The organism is Streptomyces sp. NPDC048291, assembly GCF_043201715.1.
Taxonomy (GTDB): Bacteria; Actinomycetota; Actinomycetes; order Streptomycetales; family Streptomycetaceae; genus Streptomyces.
Window position 1 is genome coordinate 353,568 of the sequence record NZ_JBICZC010000002.1, and the last position, 17,476, is coordinate 371,043.

Genomic DNA, 17,476 nt, shown 5'->3' on the forward strand with positions numbered 1-17,476 from the left:
TCACCGTGCCCGTCCTTCTCATCACCGGCGCCTCCGGGTTCGTCGGGGCCCATGTGACACGCGAGGCACAGCGCCGGCGGGCAGGCCTCCGGCTCATGAGCCACCGCCGGTCCCTGCCGCGGTCCTGTGCCGGGGCGCGGACCGTGCACGCCGATCTCACCGACCCCGGCTCGCTGCGCGGGGTGTGCGACGGGGTCGACGTGCTCCTGCACTGCGCGGCGCAGATCGGCGGCAGCGCCGCGGCCAACGAGGCGGTCAACGCGCGTGGCACGGCGGCGCTGGTCGCCGAGGCGCGGCGGGCCGGAGTGCACCGGATCGTCCAGCTCAGCACGGCCTCGGTGTACGGCCGCGGCACCTTCCGCGGTGACCGGCCCGAGGAGCTCACCCGCAATCCCGGTTCCGTCACCTCCCGCACCCGCGCGGCGGCCGAGGACGCGGTCCTCGCGGCCGGCGGTGTGGTGCTCAGGCCGCACCTGGTCTTCGGCGTGGGAGACACGTGGGTCGGTCCCTCCCTGGCACGGCTGCTGCGGGCCCTGCCGGGAGAGGTGGCCGGCTGGCTGTCGCGGGCGTCGGTCATCGGCGCGCCGGACCTGGCCCGGCTGCTGGTCGCCACCGCGCTGGCGCCGGACGGGGTCCTGACCGGACGGGTGTACCACGCGGCGGATCCGGCGCCGGTCACCGTGGGCAGTGCGCTGCGGGCGGTCGCCGGCTGTGCGGGGATCGACTGGCCGCGTGACAACCTCACCGTCGAGGGGGCCAAGGCGATCCTCGCGGCCAAGGGGGTTGCGCCGGGCACGCTCGACATCCTCACGACGGACCACTTCTTCGCGGCCGACGCGCTGTGGTCGGAGCTCGGTCAGTGTCCGGGCGGTGGCTTCGACACGTGGTTCGGCCGTACCGAGCCGTGGTATCGGGCGGTCCTCGCGGCGAGGTGAGGTTGTGCCCGGCACCTTTTCTGTGCGGCGAGCTGCCGGGCGCCAAAGGGGGTGCCGGGACAGGTTGTCGGGCGACTGCGGGTGGGTTTCTGCTGGTCGCGCAGTTCCCCGCGCCCCTGAAGGGGCGCGTCGGGTGGACGGTACGGTGAAGCAATGCGTCTTCGTTGTGCTGTGCTCGACGACTTTCAAGGTGTGGGCGGGGAGTTCGGGGACTGGGGGTCGCTCGCCGACCGGGTCGAGGTCGTCTCTTTGCGGGAGCATTCGGCCGGTGAGGACGAACTCGCCGCCGCTCTCGCCGACTTCGACATCGTGGTCACGCTGCGCGAGCGCGTCGCCTTTCCCGGGTCGCTGCTCGGGCGGCTGCCCCGGCTCCGGCTGCTGATCGCCTCGGGGATGCGCAACAGTGTCATCGACTACGCGGCCGCCGAGGCGCACGGGGTCACGGTGTGCGGTACGGAGAGTTCCTCGACGCCGCCGGTCGAGCTGACCTGGGCGCTGCTGCTCGGGCTGGCCCGCGGGCTCGTCGAGGAGAGCAACGCGGTGCGCGGCGGCGGGCCCTGGCAGTCCACCGTCGGCGCCGACCTGCACGGGCGCCGGCTCGGGCTGCTGGGGCTCGGGAAGATCGGGAGCAGGGTGGCGCAGGTCGGGCTCGCCTTCGGGATGCGGGTGAGCGCCTGGAGTCAGAACCTCACCGAGGAGCGCGCAAAGGAGGTCGGGGTCGAACTCGCCCCGAGCAAGGAGGACCTGCTCGCCACCAGCGACTTCGTCTCCGTCCATCTGGCGCTCGGCGACCGCACCCGGGGGCTGCTCGGCGCCGCCGAACTCGCCCTCATCAAGCCCACCGCCTACCTCGTCAACACCTCCCGCGCCGCCCTCGTGGACCAGGACGCGCTGCTCGCCGCGCTGCACGAGGGCCGGATCGCCGGCGCCGGTGTCGACGTCTTCGACATCGAGCCGCTGCCCGCCGGCCACCCGATGCGCACCGCGCCCCGGCTGCTGGCCACCCCGCACCTCGGCTACGTCTCCTACGCCAACTACACGACGTACTACGGCCAGGCCGTGGAGAACATCCGGGCCTTCCTGGCGGGCGCCCCGGTACGGCGGCTGCCTCAGGGGGCGTCCCGACTCCGGCCCTTGGAGTGATCGTCCGGTGATCGGCGTGACCAGCCGCAGGTCGGGGCGTTGAAAGGGAAGTGCGGCGGCTGGTCCTGCCGCCGCACTCCCCGAGCAACAAGAAGGAGAACGTGATGTCTCGCATCGCGAAGGCCGCCGTCGTAGCCCTCGGCACCGGCGCTGTGGTGATCGGCGGGGCCGGCCTGGCCCTGGCCGACGCGGGTGCCAACGGCGAGGCCGTCAACTCGCCCGGCGTGGTGTCCGGCAACGTCATCGAGGTTCCGGTCAACATCCCGGTGAACCTGTGCGGCGACACCGTCGACGTCATCGGTCTGCTGAACCCCGCGTTCGGCGGCACCTGCGCCAACGAGGGTCACCTCAAGAGCGGCGACAGCAAGAACGGCGGCTACGGCTCCTGAGCCACTGCCCGCGGAGGAGCCCCGGCGCCCTGGGCGCCGGGGCTCCTCCGCTGTCCGGGGCGCCTCAGGCGTACCGGTAGATCCGGCTCACGTCCTCCAGCGACTCGGGGGTGACGTCCCACGGCGGCAGCTTCCCGCCCCGGGCGACGACCCGGTCGCGCTGCGGGTCGCCGGGGCCCGGCGGCCTCGCCGGCAGGTAGTGCTGCCCGCGGTGCCGGGCCTGCCAGCGCTCCCACTGGAGGTCGAGGAAGGCGTGGTGGAACCAGAAGACGGGGTCGTTGACGGAGGCGCCGCCGAGCATCGCCCCGCCGACCCAGCGGTGCACCCGGTTGTGGTTGTGCCAGGACGCCTTTCCGCTGCCGGTTCCCCAGCCCTCCAGCCGGTTGCGGAAACCCCGGGTGACCGTCGAGTCCCACGGCGGGACGTCGTAGGCGGGGTCGGCCAGCGCCCGGTCGAGGTCGGCCCCGGTGGGCAGGTCGATCGGGTCGCGGGCCCGGCCCAGGTCCCGGGCGAGGAACTCGCCGTCGGTGATGCCCTCCGTGATGGTCCAGTGCCCCGCGGCGTAGGCGAAGGGGCCGGTCATCACCTGCTGGTCGCGGGCCCGGCCGGTGCCGCCGAGCAGGTCCTTCGTCCACGGCGTGCCGGACGCCGAACGGTCCCTGGTCCAGTCCCAGTACGGCACCGTCACCGACCCGTCCACCCGGCGCAGGGCCTGCTCCAGGTCGAGCAGGAAGCGGCGGTGCCAGGGCAGGAAGGAGGGCGCCATATGGGCGGCGCGCAGTCCGTCCTCGCCGTCGGGCGTGTAGTACTCGATGTGCGTCCGCACGAAATCGTCGTACTCGCCCCGCCGTTTGACCTCCAGGAACGCCTTCACGAGCCGCCCCCGCTCGGCGGCCGTCAGGCTGCTGACGTCCTTTCGCACGTACGCCATGGTCTCCCCCCATGTGCATGTGTCCCCCGCCCGTCGGACCCGGCGCCGGATCGCGCAGCCGCTGCCCCGGACCCATCTCGTCCACGGCCGCCCGGGTCGCCGCCAGCGGGGTCGGGTACGAGCTGTAGTGGTCGACCATGCTGAGCCAGGTGCCGTCGGCCCGACGCATCAGATGCAGCGGCCGGCCGTCCACGGTGACCTGCCACTCGCCGTCGTCGACGGCCCGCTCGGCCGCCGGTACGAGGGCGCCCCGGATACGGCGGCCCCGGTAGGTCTCGTCGAAGGAGGTGTCCGTCGGCCCGTCCGCCCGGGGCGACGGGCGGGAGGCTGCGACGACCGGGGCGAACGCCAGGGCGACCACGGAGGCGAACAGCCCCCGGGCCGCCTCGCGCCGCGTCGGTCTGCCCGCCCCGGCTCTGCCCGGCCGCCCGGCTCCCCGCTCCGCGCCCACCGCCACACCACCGACTCCGACGACCATGCTCACTCCTCGTACCGTTCACCGGCCACTGTCGGTACCGGTAACCGTCCGAGGGGCCGCCCGGTCACCCCCGCGCCGCATTCCGGCCCGGAGACGGGCGGAACGGGCCGTACCGCGAGGAGGGTTACTTGCCGGGGCCGGCGCCCAGGTCGCCGCCGACGACCGTCTGGAGGACCGGACCGAGCACCCCGACCTCGGGCATCTTCAGGTGCGGCACGCCGTAGTGCTGCGGGTCGGGTGCGCTGAGGGGCGCGTCCAACTCCAGGCCGGGGGTGAGGGTGCGCAGGTCGGAGGCGGGGATGTCGACGCCGACGTGGTCGAAGCCGGCGCCGAGGGCACGCGGGAGCGGCACGCTGAGGCCGACGCCGGGCAGCTGGCCGTTCAGCGGAACCTGCGGCAGCGCCCCCTCCGGGATGAGCCGGCCCTCGACGTAGCGCGGCCCCTCCGGGACACCGGGGATCAGCAGCGGCAGCTCCAGGCCGAGCCTGGGCATCTGCGTGCCGAGGGACTTCTCGACGCCGTCCAGCGGCACGGGGACGGGGACCCCGCCGGCCGCGACGGCGGGCGTGGCGGCGGCCCCCACGGCGACGGCGACGCCCGCGACGACGGCGGCAAGGGTTCCTCGGGTGATCGGCTTCATGTCAGGTACGGGCCTTTCGGGATACGAGAGGAGCGACGTCCGTACCGGGTAACGAGCCGGAATCGGCATCAGCTCACAATTCGCCCGGGTGCCGCATTAGTCGGCTGTTCGCCAATTCACGGCCACCGATCAGCTCGTCCAGAAGTCCCACCACCGGGTCAGGATCAGCATGCCGACGACCCCGGTGTGCAGCACCGGCAGCACCCAGGTGAACTCGTCGAGGAACTCCCGCAGCGGGCGCGGCGCGGGCAGGAAGCGACGGCTCACGGCGAAGGAGGTGACGTACCAGAACAGGACGATGGTGGCGACCCAGGCCAGGCAGCACCACAGGCACAGCGCGCCGATCCGGTACAGCGACTGGAACTGCAGCCAGGTGACGAATCCGATCCCGAAGGCGCAGCCGGCGTCGAAGGTCAGCCAGTACCAGGCGGGGAAGCGGGCACCGGCCAGCAGGCTCATGCCGACACAGATCACGACGGCGTAGGCCGCCAGGCCCAGCATCGGGTTGGGGAACCCGAACGCCGAGGCCTGGGCGCTCTTCATCACGCTGCCGCAGGACACCACCGGGTTGAGGCTGCACCCGGGCACGAAGCGCGGGTTCTCGAGCAGCTTGAACTTGTCGAGGGTGATGACCCAGGAGGCCAGCAGCCCGGCCGCCCCCGCGACCACCGTCAGCAGCGCGAACCCCCGCCCGGCGCCCGCGGTCCTCGCCATCAGCCGCGCAGGCTGCGGGCCGGCAGGACGACGTGCGCGGCGGCCGTCAGGGTCTCGTCGGCCCCGGCGAAGTCCTTCAGCGCCTCGGGCGTGACGAGCTTGCCGGGCTCGCCCTCGGGCCACGGGCGGGTGGTGAACACCAGGTAGGCGTAGCCGCGTTCACCGACCGCGGCGAGCCACTCCGCGGGCGCGGGGCACTGGGCGTTGAGCGGGGCCAGGCTGAGGACGGCCTGACCGGCCTCGACGAGCAGCGTGACGGGCAGGCTGGGCCGGGCGGTGCCGTCGACGAGGTCGCCGCCGACCGGCAGCCCGTTGTTCGCCAGCAGCGCCTCGATCGCGGCCCCGGTGGCCTCGGGACCGCCCGCGGCGTCACCGAGGGAGTAGGCCAGCAGGTAGGGCATGTCGCTGCCGTCGGGGGCCTCGCCGCTCCAGGCCAGCACGACGAGGGTGCCGAGGTCGGCGAGGCGGAACGGGCGGGTTTCGCTTGGGGTTGAGGTCACCGCGCGACCCTACCGACGGGCCGTGCGGCGGCCGGGTACTCGCTCACCCGGTCGGCGGACACCCGCCGACCGGGCCACACGAACGAGGGACACCCCCTGGTGTCCCTCGAACGCCCCCGGCCCGCCCCGGCTCAGCCCTGCAGCGGCAGACCGCCCAGCAGCGGGTTGTGCTGGTTGAGGGCGCCGGCCGCGGTCTTGACCGTGTTGAGCGGGGAGCGCTTGTTCTCGGTGTCGAGCGCGTTCGACTGGTGCCGCAGCGGCATCGCCTGGTTCAGGTCCAGGCCGTCCTTGGTGATCGTGTTCACGGCGCCGTTGAGGCTGGTGGGCGTGAGGTCGGCGGTGTTGTAGGCGAACGCGGGCGCGGCGACGCCGACGAGAGCCACGGAACCGGCGGCGACGGCGACGGCCTTCAGCGACTTCATCATGTTCCTTTCTTCGGCGACTTTCGGCAACGCAAGCCGCCCGGGGGAATTCCGACGTCCTGCCCAACGATGCCCCGGCGGACCGGAAACCCCGTTTTCGGAAGACATATGAGATCCCGTGAGCACCGGCCGCCGGGTCGCGGTTCGGCGAAAGGCCGGAGAACGGCCGAGAAAGGCCGGAGAAAACGGACCGGCCGTCCGCCCGCGGGGTGCGCGGGCGGACGGCCGGCCGAAGGGAACAACCGCCGCGTCAGTCGCTGACGCAGGTGTTGCCGAAGCCCGGGTTCAGCAGGCCGATCACGTCGATGGTGTCGCCGCAGACGTTGAGCGGCACGTGGACCGGAACCTCGATCACGTTGCCCGACAGCACGCCGGGGGAGTGGGCGGCGGCGCTGTTCGCACCGCTGTCGGCGGCAGCCACACCGGCGCCGCCGGCGACGGCCGCGGCGGCGGCGGCGGACAGGACCAGGCCCTTCGCGATACGCGACATGGAGAGGTCTCCTTGGGGTCGAAACAAACATTCGGGCGGATGCCCAGCGCTGTGTCAACGCGCTGTGCCGCCCCGGGTTGTGCCGCCGAAGGAGTGATCTCCGGGGAGCCGCCTTCACGACTCCGACACACTTGCCCGGTTTTGACGGATTAATACGGATAGCGACTAGAGTTGCGAACCTCCCGACTTACCCGTATTGGCATCACATCGCACTCATCCCGCACCCTCGTCTCCCTGTCTCCCGTCTCCCGCTCCCGTCTCCCTGAAGGAACGAAGCCGGTCATGCGCAATCCCCTGGGCCCGCTGCTGCGCCGTGCGTCGGCGAGCGCGCTCGTCCTCGCCTCGGCCTGGGCACCGGGCACCGCCCGGGCGACGGCCCCGCCCGCCCCCGAGGCTCCGCGCATCCCCTTCGCCGAGCGCTACCACGCGGTGCTGCACGGCGGTTTCGCCCGCGCGGCCAACGCGTCCGTCAGCTGCCGCACGATGCCCGGCGAGCCGTCCGAACCGCCCTGCCAGGCCGCCCGGGAGGGCCAGGTCCCGGCGGTGAACGGGAACTTCGACATGTTCTACGTCGACGTCGACGACAACCCCGACACCTACAACTCCTCCCGCGCCGAGCTCCGGCTGCCGGCGGGCTCCCGGGTGACGTACGCGCGGCTGTACTGGGGCGGCAACCTGCTGGCCGGCGAACAGAAGCCGGCCGCCGACGACGGGCGGGTGCTGATCGCCGAACCCGGCGGCGCGTACAAGGAGTTGCTCGCCGACACGGTGGTGGGCCACCGCGTGGGCCGGGGCGCCGACGCCTTCCAGGCCTCGGCGGACGTGACCGCGCTGGTCCGCTCCAGCGGTTCCGGACTGTGGACGGTCGGCCAGGTGAACGCGGCCTCGGGCAGGTCCCGGTCCGGCGCCTGGGGCGGCTGGACGCTGGTCGTGGCGTACGAGGACCCGGCGCAGCCGCTGCGCACGCTCTCCCTCCGGGACGGCTTCAGCTCCCTCGACACGCCGGTCGAGGTACGCCTGAACGGGCTACACGCCCCGCGTGGCGCCGACGGGATGGTGGGCCTGGTGGCCTACAACGGCGACCGGGGCGGCACCGGCGACTCGCTCACCTGCACCACCGCCGGGCACGCACCCGTCCCGCTCCAGGACTCCGCCGACCCGGCCGACGACGTACTCAACTCCACGATCAACGAACCCGGCCCGGTACGCGCCCGGCGTGAGCCCGCGTACGCCAACACGCTCGGCTACGACTCGGATGTGTTCGATCTGGGCACCGGTCTCGCCCAGGGCGGTGACCAGCTGAGCTTCCGGCTCGTTTCCCAGCGCGACGCGGCGTGGGCGGGCGCGCTCTTCGCCGCCGTGGAGGCGCAGTAGTACGCCGCGTTCCCGCCCGCAGTCCCGAGCGCGCCCCCCGTGAGCGAGGAATCCGCGTATGCACCGATCAGCCACCGACCCTCGGCCACGGGTCCTTCACCTGGCGCAACCCGTCGAGGGCGGCGTGGCCCGGGTCGTCCTGGACCTGGCGAAGGCCCAGCTCACGGCCGGTCTGCGGGTCACGGTGGCCTGCCCCGGCGGTGAACTGGCCGAGCGCGCGCGGGACCTGGGCGCCGAGGTGCGCGGGTGGCGCGCCGACCGCTCCCCGGGCACCGGTCTCCCGGACGAGGTACGACGCCTCGGCCGGCTCCTCGACGAGGTACGGCCCGCGCTGGTGCACGCGCACAGCGCGAAGGCGGGCCTCGCCGGACGGCTCGCCGTGCGCGGGCGCGTCCCGACCCTGTTCCAGCCGCACGCCTGGTCCTTCGAGGCCGTCGGCGGCGCCACCGCCGCGCTGGCGCTGAGGTGGGAGCGGTGGGGCGCACGCTGGGCGCACCGGGTGGTGTGCGTCAGCGAGGCCGAGCGCGCGACCGGCGTGCACGCCGGTATCCGCGCCCGGTACACGGTCGTCCCGAACGGCATCGACACCGAGCACTTCACCCCGGGCGCCCCCGACACCGCGGGCTCCCCCGGCTCCCCGGCCGCCCCGAGTGCCCTCGCCTCCTCCGGCTCCCCGGCCGACCCCGGCGCCCTCACCTTCCCCGGCTCCCAGGCCGCTCCGAGTGCCCTCGTCTCCCCCGGCTCCCCGGCCGACCCGGGCGAGCGGTCCGCGCGGGCTCCCCTGGTCGTCTGTGTCGGGCGGCTGTGCCGGCAGAAGGGCCAGGACGTGCTGCTGCGGGCCTGGCCCGAGGTGCTGCGCCGGGTGCCGGGCGCCCGGCTGGCCCTGGTCGGCGACGGACCCGACCGGGAGACGCTGCGCCTGCTCGCCGCCGCTGCCACTCCCCCCGCCTCCGTCGCCGCCCCCGTCGAGTTCGTGGGCCCCGTCGCGGACGTCCGCCCCTGGTACCGGGCCGCCGACCTGGTGGTGCTGCCCTCGCGCTGGGAGGGCATGGCGCTCGCCCCGCTGGAGGCACTGGCCTGCGGGCGGCCGGTGCTGGTCACCGATGTCGACGGCGCCCGCGAGAGCCTGCCGCCCGGCCAGGCGGCGCACTGCCTGGTCCCGCCGGGGCGGCCGGGTGCGCTCGCCGGGGCCGTCGCCGCGCTGCTCCTCGACCCGGAGCTGCGCGCCTCGCTCGGCGACCGGGGGCGCCGGCACGTCCTGTCCACGCACGACGTGCGGCGCACGGCGCAGGCGGTCGCGGAGCTGTACCGCGAACTCCTCGGCGGGCAGCCGCTGGTGTCCTTCGAGCGCAGGGAGTCCATCCACTCGTGACCGCGGAAAGCACCGTCCCCTCCCCCGGCGCGCAGCCCCGGGACCACGGACTCTCGCCCGTCTCCGTCCTGCCGCCGCGCGCCGCGGGCGGCTTCCGGTTCCCGCTGCGGCGACCGCCCGTGCGGCCCGCCTCCCCGGCGCCGCTGCTCGCCGCCGACCTGTGTGCCGCGCTGCTCGGCGCGGCCGCGCTCGACGAGGCCGTCCGCCGGCCGGTCCTGGTCGGTCTGCTGCTGGCCGGGGCGATACTGCTGCGCCCGCAGACCGTCCGGCGCATGACCGGGATCCTGGACGAACTCCCGGCCGTCTGCGGCCGGATCGCCGTCGTCTGGCTGGGCCTGGCCGCGGCCGTCGCCGCCTGGGACCCGGACCGCGCGCTCTCCTTCCACATCCTGCTCCTCGGCTTCGCCCTGCACGCGGCGGCGGCCGGCGCGGGCCGCGGCCTGGTGCACTGGCGGCGCCGCCTCGCCCTGCTGCGCCGGCCGCGCGCCGCCCTGGTCATCGGCCCGGCCGCCACCGCCCAGCGGGTCGCCGCCGCCGTGCTGCGCCACCCGGGCTGCGGAGTGCGCCCGGTCGGCGTCGTCGCCGAACACCCCGAGGGCGCCGGGGGCCTGCCCGTGCTGACCACCGGCGAGGAGGTCGAGCGGGCCCTGATCCAGAACGGGGTCCGGGCCGTCCTCACCGTCCACCCCGCCGTCCGCACCCAACAGGGCCCGCTGCTGCGGGCGCTGGCCGAGTCGGGCTGCGTGGTGTGGGAGGTCGACGCGGACTCACCGGCGTACGAGATGCGCGACCAGCTCGCCGGGTTCTCCTGCCGCCGCCTGGAGATGGGCTCGCGGCGGCGCGGCAGCGCCGGCAAGCGGGTCCTGGACATCGCCGTCTCCGGGGCGGCGCTGGTACTGGCCGGACCGCTGCTGCTGGTCTGCGCGACGGTGCTGCGGATCACCGACGGACCGGGGGTCGTCTTCCGGCAGGAGCGGATCGGCAAGGACGGCCGCCCCTTCACCCTGCTGAAGCTGCGCACCCACCGCCCGGTCGACGAGCACGAGGCGGCCACCCGCTGGAGCGTGGCCGGCGAGATCAAGATGAGCCGCTTCTGCCGCTTCCTGCGCCAGACGTCCCTGGACGAGCTGCTCCAGCTGTGGAACGTGCTCTGGGGCGACATGAGCCTGGTCGGCCCGCGCCCCGAACGCCCTTATTTCGTCGGCCAGTTCAGCCAGAGCTACCCGGGCTACGCGGCCCGCCACCGGATGCAGACCGGCATCACCGGACTCGCCCAGATCAACGGGCTGCGCGGCGACACCTCCATCGAGGACCGGGCCCGCTTCGACAACGCCTACATCGACAACTGGTCGCTGTGGCAGGACGTCTGCATCCTGCTGCGCACCGCCGCCGCGCTCGTGCGCTCGACGGGGAGCTGAGAATGAGCTTCGCACTGTCGCCGGCCAGGCCGCTGCGGCTGCCGCCGGTCCTGGCCGCGGTCGCGGTCCTCGCGGTCCTCGCGCTGCCGCTCGCCCCGGGCGGCGAGGAGAGCGGTGCGGGGCCCGCCGATGCGGTGTCCGCCCTCGTGGTGCTGTACGCCGCGCTGCGGGCGGTACGGGAACGGCGGCGACCGCTGTCGGCGACGGCCGCGGTGGTGCTCGGCATGCCGGTGGTGGGACTGGCCGTCGCGGCGATGGGCGCGGCCTCGCCGGGCGCCGGGGTGACCGGCCTCGGCCGCTACCTCCAGGTGTTCGTCCTGGTCCCCGCAGCCGTCGTGCTGCTGGTCCGGGACCGCGCCGACTTCCGGCTGCTGGCCTGGTCGTTCGTGGGGCTCGCGGTCTGGCAGGGCGCGGTCGGCGTGCACCAGTACGTCACCGGGACCGGGGCGTCGTACCAGGGCGAGGAGATCCGCGCGGTCGGCACGTTCGGACCGCAGGACGTGATGGGCATGGCGACGGTGGTGTCGTTCGGCCTGGTCTGCGCGCTCGGGCTGACGCTCGGGCACTCCCCGGTACGGCAGCGGGTGGCGGCGGGGGCCTGCACGCTCGGACTGCTGCTGCCGCTGGCCGTCTCCTTCAGCCGGGGCGCCTGGATCGCGACGGTCCTGACCTGCGGTGCGCAGCTCGCCCTGGCCGGGCTGCGGCGGGCGCTGAAGACGGTCGCGGTCGCGGCCGCGGCCGGCGTGGTGCTGGTGGGCGGCTTCGGGGTCGGTACGGCGATGCTCCAGGAGCGGCTCAGCAGCATCGGGCAGGTCACGGACGCGCCGGACCAGTCGGTGGTCGACCGGTACACGCTGTGGGCGGCGGCGACGGGGATGTGGCGGGAGCACCCGGTGACCGGCGTCGGCCTGAAGAACTTCCCCGCGTACCGGGACGCGCACGCCTCGCTGGCGCTGTCGTCCGGGAGCGACACGGAGGGGGCGGGGGCGGCGTACCGGAAGCAGCCGCTGCTGTCGCCGCACAACATGTACCTGCTGGTGCTCAGCGAGCAGGGGCTGCTCGGGCTGCTGGCCCTGGCGGGCAGCTGGCTGGCGCTGCTGGCGTGCGGGCTGCGGGGGCTGTGGCGGGTGCGTGCGGGTGACGGGCTCGACTGCGCGCTGGTGGGGTGCGGGTTGCTGATCTGGCAGCTGGTGGATTTCGCGTACGCCGACATCGGGGGGCCCTCGACGGTTCTCACGGCGGTGGTGTTCGGGGCGGTGGCGTGGTGGGCGTTGGTGGGGGCGGAGCGGGACGAGAAGGCTGCGGCGCGGTGACCGTGACGCCTTCTCAGGCTTCGGGGCTGCCGGAGGTGGACGGGCCGGACGTCGGCTGCGGGCCGGTGGGGGCTGAGCGCGCCCACGCGGCGGAGCCGCACCTGTCACAGCCCCGCGCCCCTGAGGAAGTTGCCGAGCCCGGCGTCGAGAACCCACCCCCCACTCGTGGTTTCCTCGCCAAGGCCGCTCTGGGCACCGCCGTCTTCTCCGTGCTCGGGTCGGTGCTGGGGCTGATCCGGGACCAGTCGCTCGCGCGGCTGTTCGGGGCCGGGCGGGACACCGACGCGTTTCTCGTGGCGTGGACCGTGCCCGAGTTCGCGGCGACGCTGCTGATCGAGGACGGGCTGGCGTTCGCCCTCGTGCCCGCGTTCAGCGTGGCCCTCGCCCGGCGGACGCAGGGGGCGCCCGGCGATCCCGTCCGGGCTCTCGTCGCGGGGACGCTGCCCAAGCTGGCCCTGGCCTTCGCCGGCGTCGGCGCGCTGCTGATCGGCGGGGCGCCGCAGCTCGTGGAGGTGCTCGCGCCCGGGCTGCGGGATCCCGGGCTGGCCGTCGGCTGCACCCGGCTCACCGCCACCTGTGTGCTGACCTTCGGGCTGGCCGGGTACTGCAGCGCCGCCCTCCGCGCGCACCGGCGCTTCCTCGCCCCGGCCGCGATCTACGTCGCCTACAACGCCGGCATCATCGCGGCGATGTTCGCGCTCGGCGGCCACTGGGGCGTCAGGTCGGCGGCGTTCGGGGTGGCGGCGGGGGGTGCTCTGATGGTCGCCGTACAGGCTCCGTCGCTGCTGCGGCAGTTGCGGGACCGGCCCAAGGCGCGGGAGGAGGGCGTGACCGGGACCGGGGAGCGGCCGCTGAACGTGGCACTGATGGCCACCGTGCTGCTGTTCGCGCTGTGCCGGCAGTCGCAGGTGCTGATCGAGCGGTTCCTCGCCTCGCACCTGCACTCCGGGGCCATCTCGCACCTGAACTACGCGCAGAAGGTCGCGCAGATCCCGATGACGATGTCGATGATGCTGTGCACGGTCACCTTCCCGGTGGTGGCCCGGGCGCTGGCCGAGGGCGACACCGAGCGGGCCCGGAGCCGGGTCGAGCGGGATCTGTCGGTGGCCGCGAGCGTGGTGCTGCTCGGCACCGCCGTGGTCGTGGCCTGCGCGCCGCAACTCGTCCACCTGCTGTTCCAGCGCGGGGCGTTCACCGCCGCCGACACCGCGGCCACGGCCGGGGTGATGCGCGTGTACGCGCTCGGGCTGCTCGGCCAGACCCTGGTCGGGGTGCTGGTCCGCTCCTACTTCTCGGCGGGCCGCGCCAGCTGGTACCCGGTGGGCGCGATGGCCGCCGGGATCGTGGTGACCTCCTGGATCGGCGCCCTGACGGTCGGCCGGTACGGCGTCACCGGCATCGCCGCCGCCAACGCCGCCGGCATCACCGCCACCGCCGTACTCCTGCTGGCCGGCATGGGCCCGCGCAGCGTCCCGATCCGTACCCGGCGGGTGCTCGTCGAGCTGAGCCGGCCGGTGCGGGCGGCGGTCGCCGCGACCGCCGTCGGGATCTTCGCCGCCGCGGAGCCGGCGGACCCGCTCACCGGTCTGGCCGCCGGCGTCACGGCCGTCACCGTCGTCTTCGTCCTGCTCGGCTGGGCCCTGGACGCCCAGGGTTTCGCACCCGCACTCCGTTCCGTAGCCACCGTCACCCGAAGGCTCGCGCATGCCGTCTTCCATTGAGTCCGCCACCGCGAGGTCCGGACGCGTCACCGGCCCGGTCCCCTGGGTCGCCATGTACCACTCCGTGGGCGACTGTTCCGACGACCCGTACCGCGTCACCGTCTCCCCCGCCCGGCTGGAGAAACAGCTGGGCTGGCTGCGCCGGCGGGGGCTGCGCGGGGTGTCGGTGTCCGCGCTGCTCGCGGCCCGGGCCCGCGGCGAGGGGCGCCGGCTGGTGGCGCTGACCTTCGACGACGGGTACGCCGACTTCCTCGACCACGCCCTGCCCCTGCTCGACCGCTGGGGCTGCGGCGCCACCCTGTTCGTGCTGCCCGGGCGGTTCGGCGGCGACAACGCCTGGGACCCGCTGGGCCCGCGCAAGCCGCTGCTCACCGCCGACGGCGTCCGACGGGCCGCCGGCAGCGGGGTGGAGATCGGCTCCCACGGGCTCACCCACGTCGACCTGACGAAGGCCGACGCGGAGACGCTGCGGGCCGAGACCGCGGACAGCCGGGCGCAGCTGGAGGAGCTGGTGCAGGCCCCCGTCGAGGGCTTCTGCTACCCCTACGGCACCGTCGACCAGCGGGCCGTCGACGCCGTGCGGGACGCCGGGTACGGCTACGGCTGCGCCATCGACCCGGGCCCGCTGGGCGGCCCGCACGCACTGCCCCGCGTGCACATCGGGCAGCACGACCACGCCGTACGCCTCTTCCTGAAGTACCGGCTGCACCGGCTGCGCCGCCGTCCCGTCGAGGGGCTGTGAATGAGGGCACTGCATGTCATCACGGGCCTCGGGGTCGGCGGCGCGGAGCAGCAACTGCGGCTGCTGCTGCGGCATCTGCCGGTCTCCTGCGACGTCGTCACGCTCACCAACCCGGGGCCGGTCGCGGACGGGCTGGCCGCGGACGGGGTGCGGGTGGTCCACCTGGGGATGGCCGGGAACCGGGACCTGGCCGCGCTGCCGCGCCTGGTCCGGCTGATCCGCGGGGGCCGTTACGACCTGGTCCACACCCATCTGTACCGGGCCTGTCTCTACGGCCGGATCGCCGCGCGCCTCGCGGGGGTCAGGGCGGTCGTCGCCACCGAGCACTCCCTGGGCGACTCGCAGCTGGAGGGGCGTGAACTGACGTCGGGTGTACGGGCGTTGTACCTGGCGGGCGAGCGGCTCGGGCGGTCCACGGTGGCCGTCTCGCCGACCGTCGCCGAGCGGCTGCGCCGGTGGGGGGTGCCGGGGCCGCGGATCGAGGTCGTCCCGAACGGCATCGACCTGGACCGGTTCCGCTTCGACCCGGACCGGCGCCGGCGCGTCCGGGACCGGCTCGGCATCCCGCGGGACGCCTGGGTGGTCGGTGCCGTCGGGCGGCTCGCGCCCGGCAAGCGGTTCGGCGTCCTGGTCGAGGCCCTCGCCCGGCTCCCCGCCGACTCCAGGCTGCTGCTGGTGGGCGGCGGCCCGGAGGAGGACGCCCTGCGCGGCGCGGCGCGGGCGGCCGGGGTCGGCGGCCGGGTGCTGTTCGCGGGCGAGCGGCCCTACGCCTCCGACCGCGCCGAGGACCCCGACCTGCCCGCCCTCACCTCCGCCATGGACGTGTTCGCCTCGCCCTCCGCCGAGGAGGCGTTCGGTCTCGCGGTCGTCGAGGCGCTGGCCGCCGGACTGCCCGTGCTCTACAGCTCCTGCCCGGCCGTCGAGGACCTGCCGCCCGCCGCCGCCCCGGGCGCCCGCCGGGTCACGGGCGGTGCCGCCGCCTACGCCGGGGCGCTGGCCGCCGTCCGCGCCGCAGGACCCGGCCCGCGCGGCGTGCCGGACGCCGCCCGTCACTACTGCATCACCCGCAGCGCCGCCCAGCTCATGGACGTCTACGCGGCCGCACTCGCCACCACACCTCAGGGAGCCAGTACGCCATGACCGAGAACACCGTCCGAGCACCCCGCCCGTTCCCGCGCGCGATCCCGCCCTGGTCGCTGCTGGCGGCCGGGGTCCTCGCCGGCGGGCTGCTGGGCGGCGCCTACGGCGTGCTGACGCCGCCGAGCTACACGGCGACCGCCTATGTCATCGCCGTCACCGCCGACAAGTCCGACACCGCGTCCGCGCAGGGCTTCGCGCAGGCCTACGGCCGGGTCGCCACCCAGCTCGCGGTGCTCGGGGACGCCCAGATGTGGGCCGGGGTGCCGCTGAAGACGCTGCAGAGCAGTGTGCAGACGGAGACCTCGCCGGACGCGCCGATGGTCGCCGTCTCGGCCACCTCGCCGCACGCCCTCCAGGCCACCGACATGGCCAACGCGGTGGCCCGCTCGCTCATCCAGCACGCCGACGACACCAAGAGCGACACGAACGTCGAGCTCCTCCAGTTCTCCCGGGCGCCGAAGCCGACCACGCCGACCTCCACGTCCTCGAAGGTGACCGCTCTGGTGGGCGCGAGCGCGGGCGGGCTGCTGGGCGGTCTGGTGCTCCTGGTCCGGCCCCGGCGCCGGGTGGAGGAGGCCGCCTTCCAGGCCTCGGTGCCCGGCCCGGCCGTCGCCGCCGACGTACACGGACAGCTGTGACGACGACGGCCCACCCGACGCTCGCCGCGTACACCACCGAACTCGTCACCGACGAGGGCGTCTTCGCCGAGCTGGCCCCGGCCTGGGGCCGCCTCTACCGGCGGTGCGGCACGGCCACCCCGTTCCAGAGCCACGCCTGGCTGCACTCCTGGTGGCGCTCCTACGGCACCCCCGGCCGGCTCCGCCTGGTCCTGGTCCGCTACGGCGGTGAGCTGGTCGGCGCGGCCCCACTGACGCTGGTGCACCGGCCGCTGCCCACGCTGGTGCCGCTCGGCGGGGCGATCTCCGACTACGCGGACGTACTGCTCGCCGACGGCGACGACGGCCGGGTGGCGGGCGCCCTCACCCGGGAGCTGGCCGAGGCGGCCCGGACGGCGCTGATCGACTTCCGCGAGGTGCGGCCCGGCGGCGCGGCGGAGCGGGTCTACGAGCGCTGGCGCGGACCGTGCCGGAAGGTGCCGGACTCGGTCTGCCTGGAACTGCCGGCCGTGCCGATGGACGAGCTGGTCGGGCGGCTGCCGTCCGGCAAGGCCCAGCGGGTGCGCGCGAAACTGCGCAAGCTGGGCTCGCTCGGGGTGCGCCGGGACGTGGTGCCGCCCGACGGGGTGGACGCGGCGCTGCGCCGCCTCCTCGACCTGCACCGGCTCCAGTGGCAGGGGCGGAAGGTGACCACCGAGCACCTCCAGTCCCGGTTCCAGGAGCATCTGGTGCGCTCGGTGGGGCCGATGGTGCGGTCCGGGGACGCGGTGGTCACCGAGTTCCGGCTCGACGACGAGGTGGTCGCCGTCGACCTGACCCTGCTGGCGCCGAGTCTCGCCGGCGGCTACCTGTACGGGGCGCATCCGCGGCTGCGGGAGCGCAAGGCGGACGTGGCGGTGATGCTGCTCGACGCCTGCGCGCAGCACACCGGCAGCGGTGAGCGGGGCGCGCTGAGCCTGCTGCGCGGCGACGAGCCGTACAAGCACCACTGGCGGCCCCTGCCGGTCGTCAACCAGCGGCTGCTGCTGGCCCGGCGGCGCACCGCACCGCTGCTGACGGCGGCGCTGTGCGACGCCGCCGCCCGGCGGCGGATCAGGGAGGTGCGGCAGCGGTGGAAGGAGCGTCGGCAGGAGTAGG

Annotated in this window: 18 protein-coding genes and 1 pseudogene; 12 read left to right on the forward strand and 7 right to left on the reverse strand. The window is 74.7% G+C overall.

Going from position 1 to position 17,476, the window contains the following annotated elements:
- The first annotated feature begins 5 nt into the window (after positions 1–5).
- The 3 genes from ACGF5O_RS05880 to ACGF5O_RS05890 all read left to right on the forward strand — a co-directional run bounded on the left by ACGF5O_RS05880 (position 6) and on the right by ACGF5O_RS05890 (position 2,467).
- Positions 6–935: an NAD-dependent epimerase/dehydratase family protein gene (locus ACGF5O_RS05880; RefSeq protein WP_393808671.1), complete on the forward strand. Its 930-nt coding sequence runs from the start codon at positions 6–8 to the stop codon at positions 933–935.
- A 153-nt stretch (positions 936–1,088) separates the two neighbouring features.
- Positions 1,089–2,078 carry a D-2-hydroxyacid dehydrogenase family protein gene (locus ACGF5O_RS05885; RefSeq protein WP_393808672.1) on the forward strand — a complete coding sequence of 330 codons (990 nt, stop codon included), beginning with the start codon at positions 1,089–1,091 and terminating at the stop codon, positions 2,076–2,078.
- A gap of 104 nt (positions 2,079–2,182) precedes the next feature.
- A complete protein-coding gene (locus ACGF5O_RS05890) occupies positions 2,183–2,467 on the forward strand; it encodes a chaplin (protein WP_393808673.1) in 285 nt (94 codons plus the stop codon).
- Positions 2,468–2,531: 64 nt separating this feature from the next.
- On the opposite strand, the gene ACGF5O_RS05895 is transcribed toward ACGF5O_RS05890, so the two are convergent.
- The 7 genes and pseudogenes from ACGF5O_RS05895 to ACGF5O_RS05925 form a co-directional block, all read right to left on the reverse strand.
- Positions 2,532–3,398 (reverse strand): tyrosinase family protein, encoded by an 867-nt coding sequence (locus tag ACGF5O_RS05895; protein WP_393808674.1) that lies wholly within the window; start codon positions 3,396–3,398, stop codon positions 2,532–2,534.
- Positions 3,385–3,876: pseudogene (locus ACGF5O_RS05900) on the reverse strand (tyrosinase family oxidase copper chaperone); the annotation flags it as partial. The gene ACGF5O_RS05895 and the pseudogene ACGF5O_RS05900, both read right to left, overlap by 14 nt.
- 124 nt (positions 3,877–4,000) lie before the next feature.
- Positions 4,001–4,516, reverse strand: a complete 516-nt coding sequence (locus tag ACGF5O_RS05905) for a hypothetical protein (RefSeq protein WP_393808675.1) — start codon at positions 4,514–4,516, stop codon at positions 4,001–4,003.
- 129 nt (positions 4,517–4,645) lie between these two features.
- Positions 4,646–5,230, reverse strand: coding sequence for a vitamin K epoxide reductase family protein (locus ACGF5O_RS05910; protein ID WP_393808676.1), 585 nt, complete (start codon positions 5,228–5,230; stop codon positions 4,646–4,648).
- Positions 5,230–5,730, reverse strand: a complete 501-nt coding sequence (locus ACGF5O_RS05915; RefSeq protein WP_393808677.1) for a DUF5949 family protein — start codon at positions 5,728–5,730, stop codon at positions 5,230–5,232. Before ACGF5O_RS05915 ends, ACGF5O_RS05910 begins: the two co-directional genes overlap by 1 nt.
- 131 nt (positions 5,731–5,861) lie before the next feature.
- A complete protein-coding gene (locus ACGF5O_RS05920) occupies positions 5,862–6,152 on the reverse strand; it encodes a hypothetical protein (RefSeq protein WP_351959221.1) in 291 nt (96 codons plus the stop codon).
- Positions 6,153–6,402: 250 nt separating this feature from the next.
- On the reverse strand, positions 6,403–6,642 hold the full coding sequence (locus tag ACGF5O_RS05925; RefSeq protein WP_393808678.1) for a chaplin: 240 nt from the start codon (positions 6,640–6,642) through the stop codon (positions 6,403–6,405).
- A gap of 282 nt (positions 6,643–6,924) precedes the next feature.
- Between ACGF5O_RS05925 and ACGF5O_RS05930 the strand changes: the two genes are divergently transcribed.
- The 9 genes from ACGF5O_RS05930 to ACGF5O_RS05970 are packed head-to-tail and all read left to right on the forward strand — an operon-like array spanning position 6,925 to position 17,475.
- A complete protein-coding gene (locus tag ACGF5O_RS05930) occupies positions 6,925–8,016 on the forward strand; it encodes a DUF3344 domain-containing protein (RefSeq protein WP_393808679.1) in 1,092 nt (363 codons plus the stop codon).
- 58 nt (positions 8,017–8,074) lie between these two features.
- Entirely contained in the window at positions 8,075–9,388 is a 1,314-nt protein-coding gene (locus ACGF5O_RS05935; protein WP_393808680.1) for a glycosyltransferase, read from the forward strand.
- Positions 9,385–10,806: an exopolysaccharide biosynthesis polyprenyl glycosylphosphotransferase gene (locus ACGF5O_RS05940; RefSeq protein ID WP_393808681.1), complete on the forward strand. Its 1,422-nt coding sequence runs from the start codon at positions 9,385–9,387 to the stop codon at positions 10,804–10,806. Before ACGF5O_RS05935 ends, ACGF5O_RS05940 begins: the two co-directional genes overlap by 4 nt.
- 2 nt (positions 10,807–10,808) lie before the next feature.
- Complete coding sequence (locus tag ACGF5O_RS05945) at positions 10,809–12,119, forward strand: O-antigen ligase family protein (RefSeq protein WP_393808682.1); 1,311 nt, start codon at positions 10,809–10,811, stop codon at positions 12,117–12,119.
- Positions 12,116–13,840 carry a murein biosynthesis integral membrane protein MurJ gene (gene murJ, locus ACGF5O_RS05950; RefSeq protein WP_393808683.1) on the forward strand — a complete coding sequence of 575 codons (1,725 nt, stop codon included), beginning with the start codon at positions 12,116–12,118 and terminating at the stop codon, positions 13,838–13,840. The genes ACGF5O_RS05945 and murJ overlap by 4 nt, the downstream gene beginning before the upstream one ends.
- On the forward strand, positions 13,824–14,582 hold the full coding sequence (locus ACGF5O_RS05955; protein ID WP_393808684.1) for a polysaccharide deacetylase family protein: 759 nt from the start codon (positions 13,824–13,826) through the stop codon (positions 14,580–14,582). The genes murJ and ACGF5O_RS05955 overlap by 17 nt, the downstream gene beginning before the upstream one ends.
- The gene (locus tag ACGF5O_RS05960; RefSeq protein ID WP_393808685.1) at positions 14,583–15,722 is read left to right on the forward strand and encodes a glycosyltransferase; all 1,140 of its coding nucleotides are present in this window, start codon (positions 14,583–14,585) and stop codon (positions 15,720–15,722) included.
- Entirely contained in the window at positions 15,719–16,360 is a 642-nt protein-coding gene (locus ACGF5O_RS05965) for a lipopolysaccharide biosynthesis protein (protein WP_393808686.1), read from the forward strand. Before ACGF5O_RS05960 ends, ACGF5O_RS05965 begins: the two co-directional genes overlap by 4 nt.
- The gene (locus ACGF5O_RS05970) at positions 16,357–17,475 is read left to right on the forward strand and encodes a GNAT family N-acetyltransferase (RefSeq protein WP_393808687.1); all 1,119 of its coding nucleotides are present in this window, start codon (positions 16,357–16,359) and stop codon (positions 17,473–17,475) included. The genes ACGF5O_RS05965 and ACGF5O_RS05970 overlap by 4 nt, the downstream gene beginning before the upstream one ends.
- Position 17,476 lies beyond the last annotated feature (1 nt).

Bases quoted from the DNA above. Each gene is read 5' to 3' on its own strand.
- ACGF5O_RS05955 (WP_393808684.1), top strand. From the start codon at position 13,824: ATGCCGTCTTCCATTGAGTCCGCCACCGCGAGGTCCGGACGCGTCACC.
- ACGF5O_RS05920 (WP_351959221.1), bottom strand. From the start codon at position 6,152: ATGAAGTCGCTGAAGGCCGTCGCCGTCGCCGCCGGTTCCGTGGCTCTC.
- ACGF5O_RS05885 (WP_393808672.1), top strand. From the start codon at position 1,089: ATGCGTCTTCGTTGTGCTGTGCTCGACGACTTTCAAGGTGTGGGCGGG.
- ACGF5O_RS05965 (WP_393808686.1), top strand. From the start codon at position 15,719: ATGACCGAGAACACCGTCCGAGCACCCCGCCCGTTCCCGCGCGCGATC.
- ACGF5O_RS05895 (WP_393808674.1), bottom strand. From the start codon at position 3,398: ATGGCGTACGTGCGAAAGGACGTCAGCAGCCTGACGGCCGCCGAGCGG.
- ACGF5O_RS05945 (WP_393808682.1), top strand. From the start codon at position 10,809: ATGAGCTTCGCACTGTCGCCGGCCAGGCCGCTGCGGCTGCCGCCGGTC.
- ACGF5O_RS05910 (WP_393808676.1), bottom strand. From the start codon at position 5,230: ATGGCGAGGACCGCGGGCGCCGGGCGGGGGTTCGCGCTGCTGACGGTG.
- ACGF5O_RS05905 (WP_393808675.1), bottom strand. From the start codon at position 4,516: ATGAAGCCGATCACCCGAGGAACCCTTGCCGCCGTCGTCGCGGGCGTC.
- ACGF5O_RS05935 (WP_393808680.1), top strand. From the start codon at position 8,075: ATGCACCGATCAGCCACCGACCCTCGGCCACGGGTCCTTCACCTGGCG.
- ACGF5O_RS05890 (WP_393808673.1), top strand. From the start codon at position 2,183: ATGTCTCGCATCGCGAAGGCCGCCGTCGTAGCCCTCGGCACCGGCGCT.
- ACGF5O_RS05930 (WP_393808679.1), top strand. From the start codon at position 6,925: ATGCGCAATCCCCTGGGCCCGCTGCTGCGCCGTGCGTCGGCGAGCGCG.
- ACGF5O_RS05925 (WP_393808678.1), bottom strand. From the start codon at position 6,642: ATGTCGCGTATCGCGAAGGGCCTGGTCCTGTCCGCCGCCGCCGCCGCG.
- ACGF5O_RS05960 (WP_393808685.1), top strand. From the start codon at position 14,583: ATGAGGGCACTGCATGTCATCACGGGCCTCGGGGTCGGCGGCGCGGAG.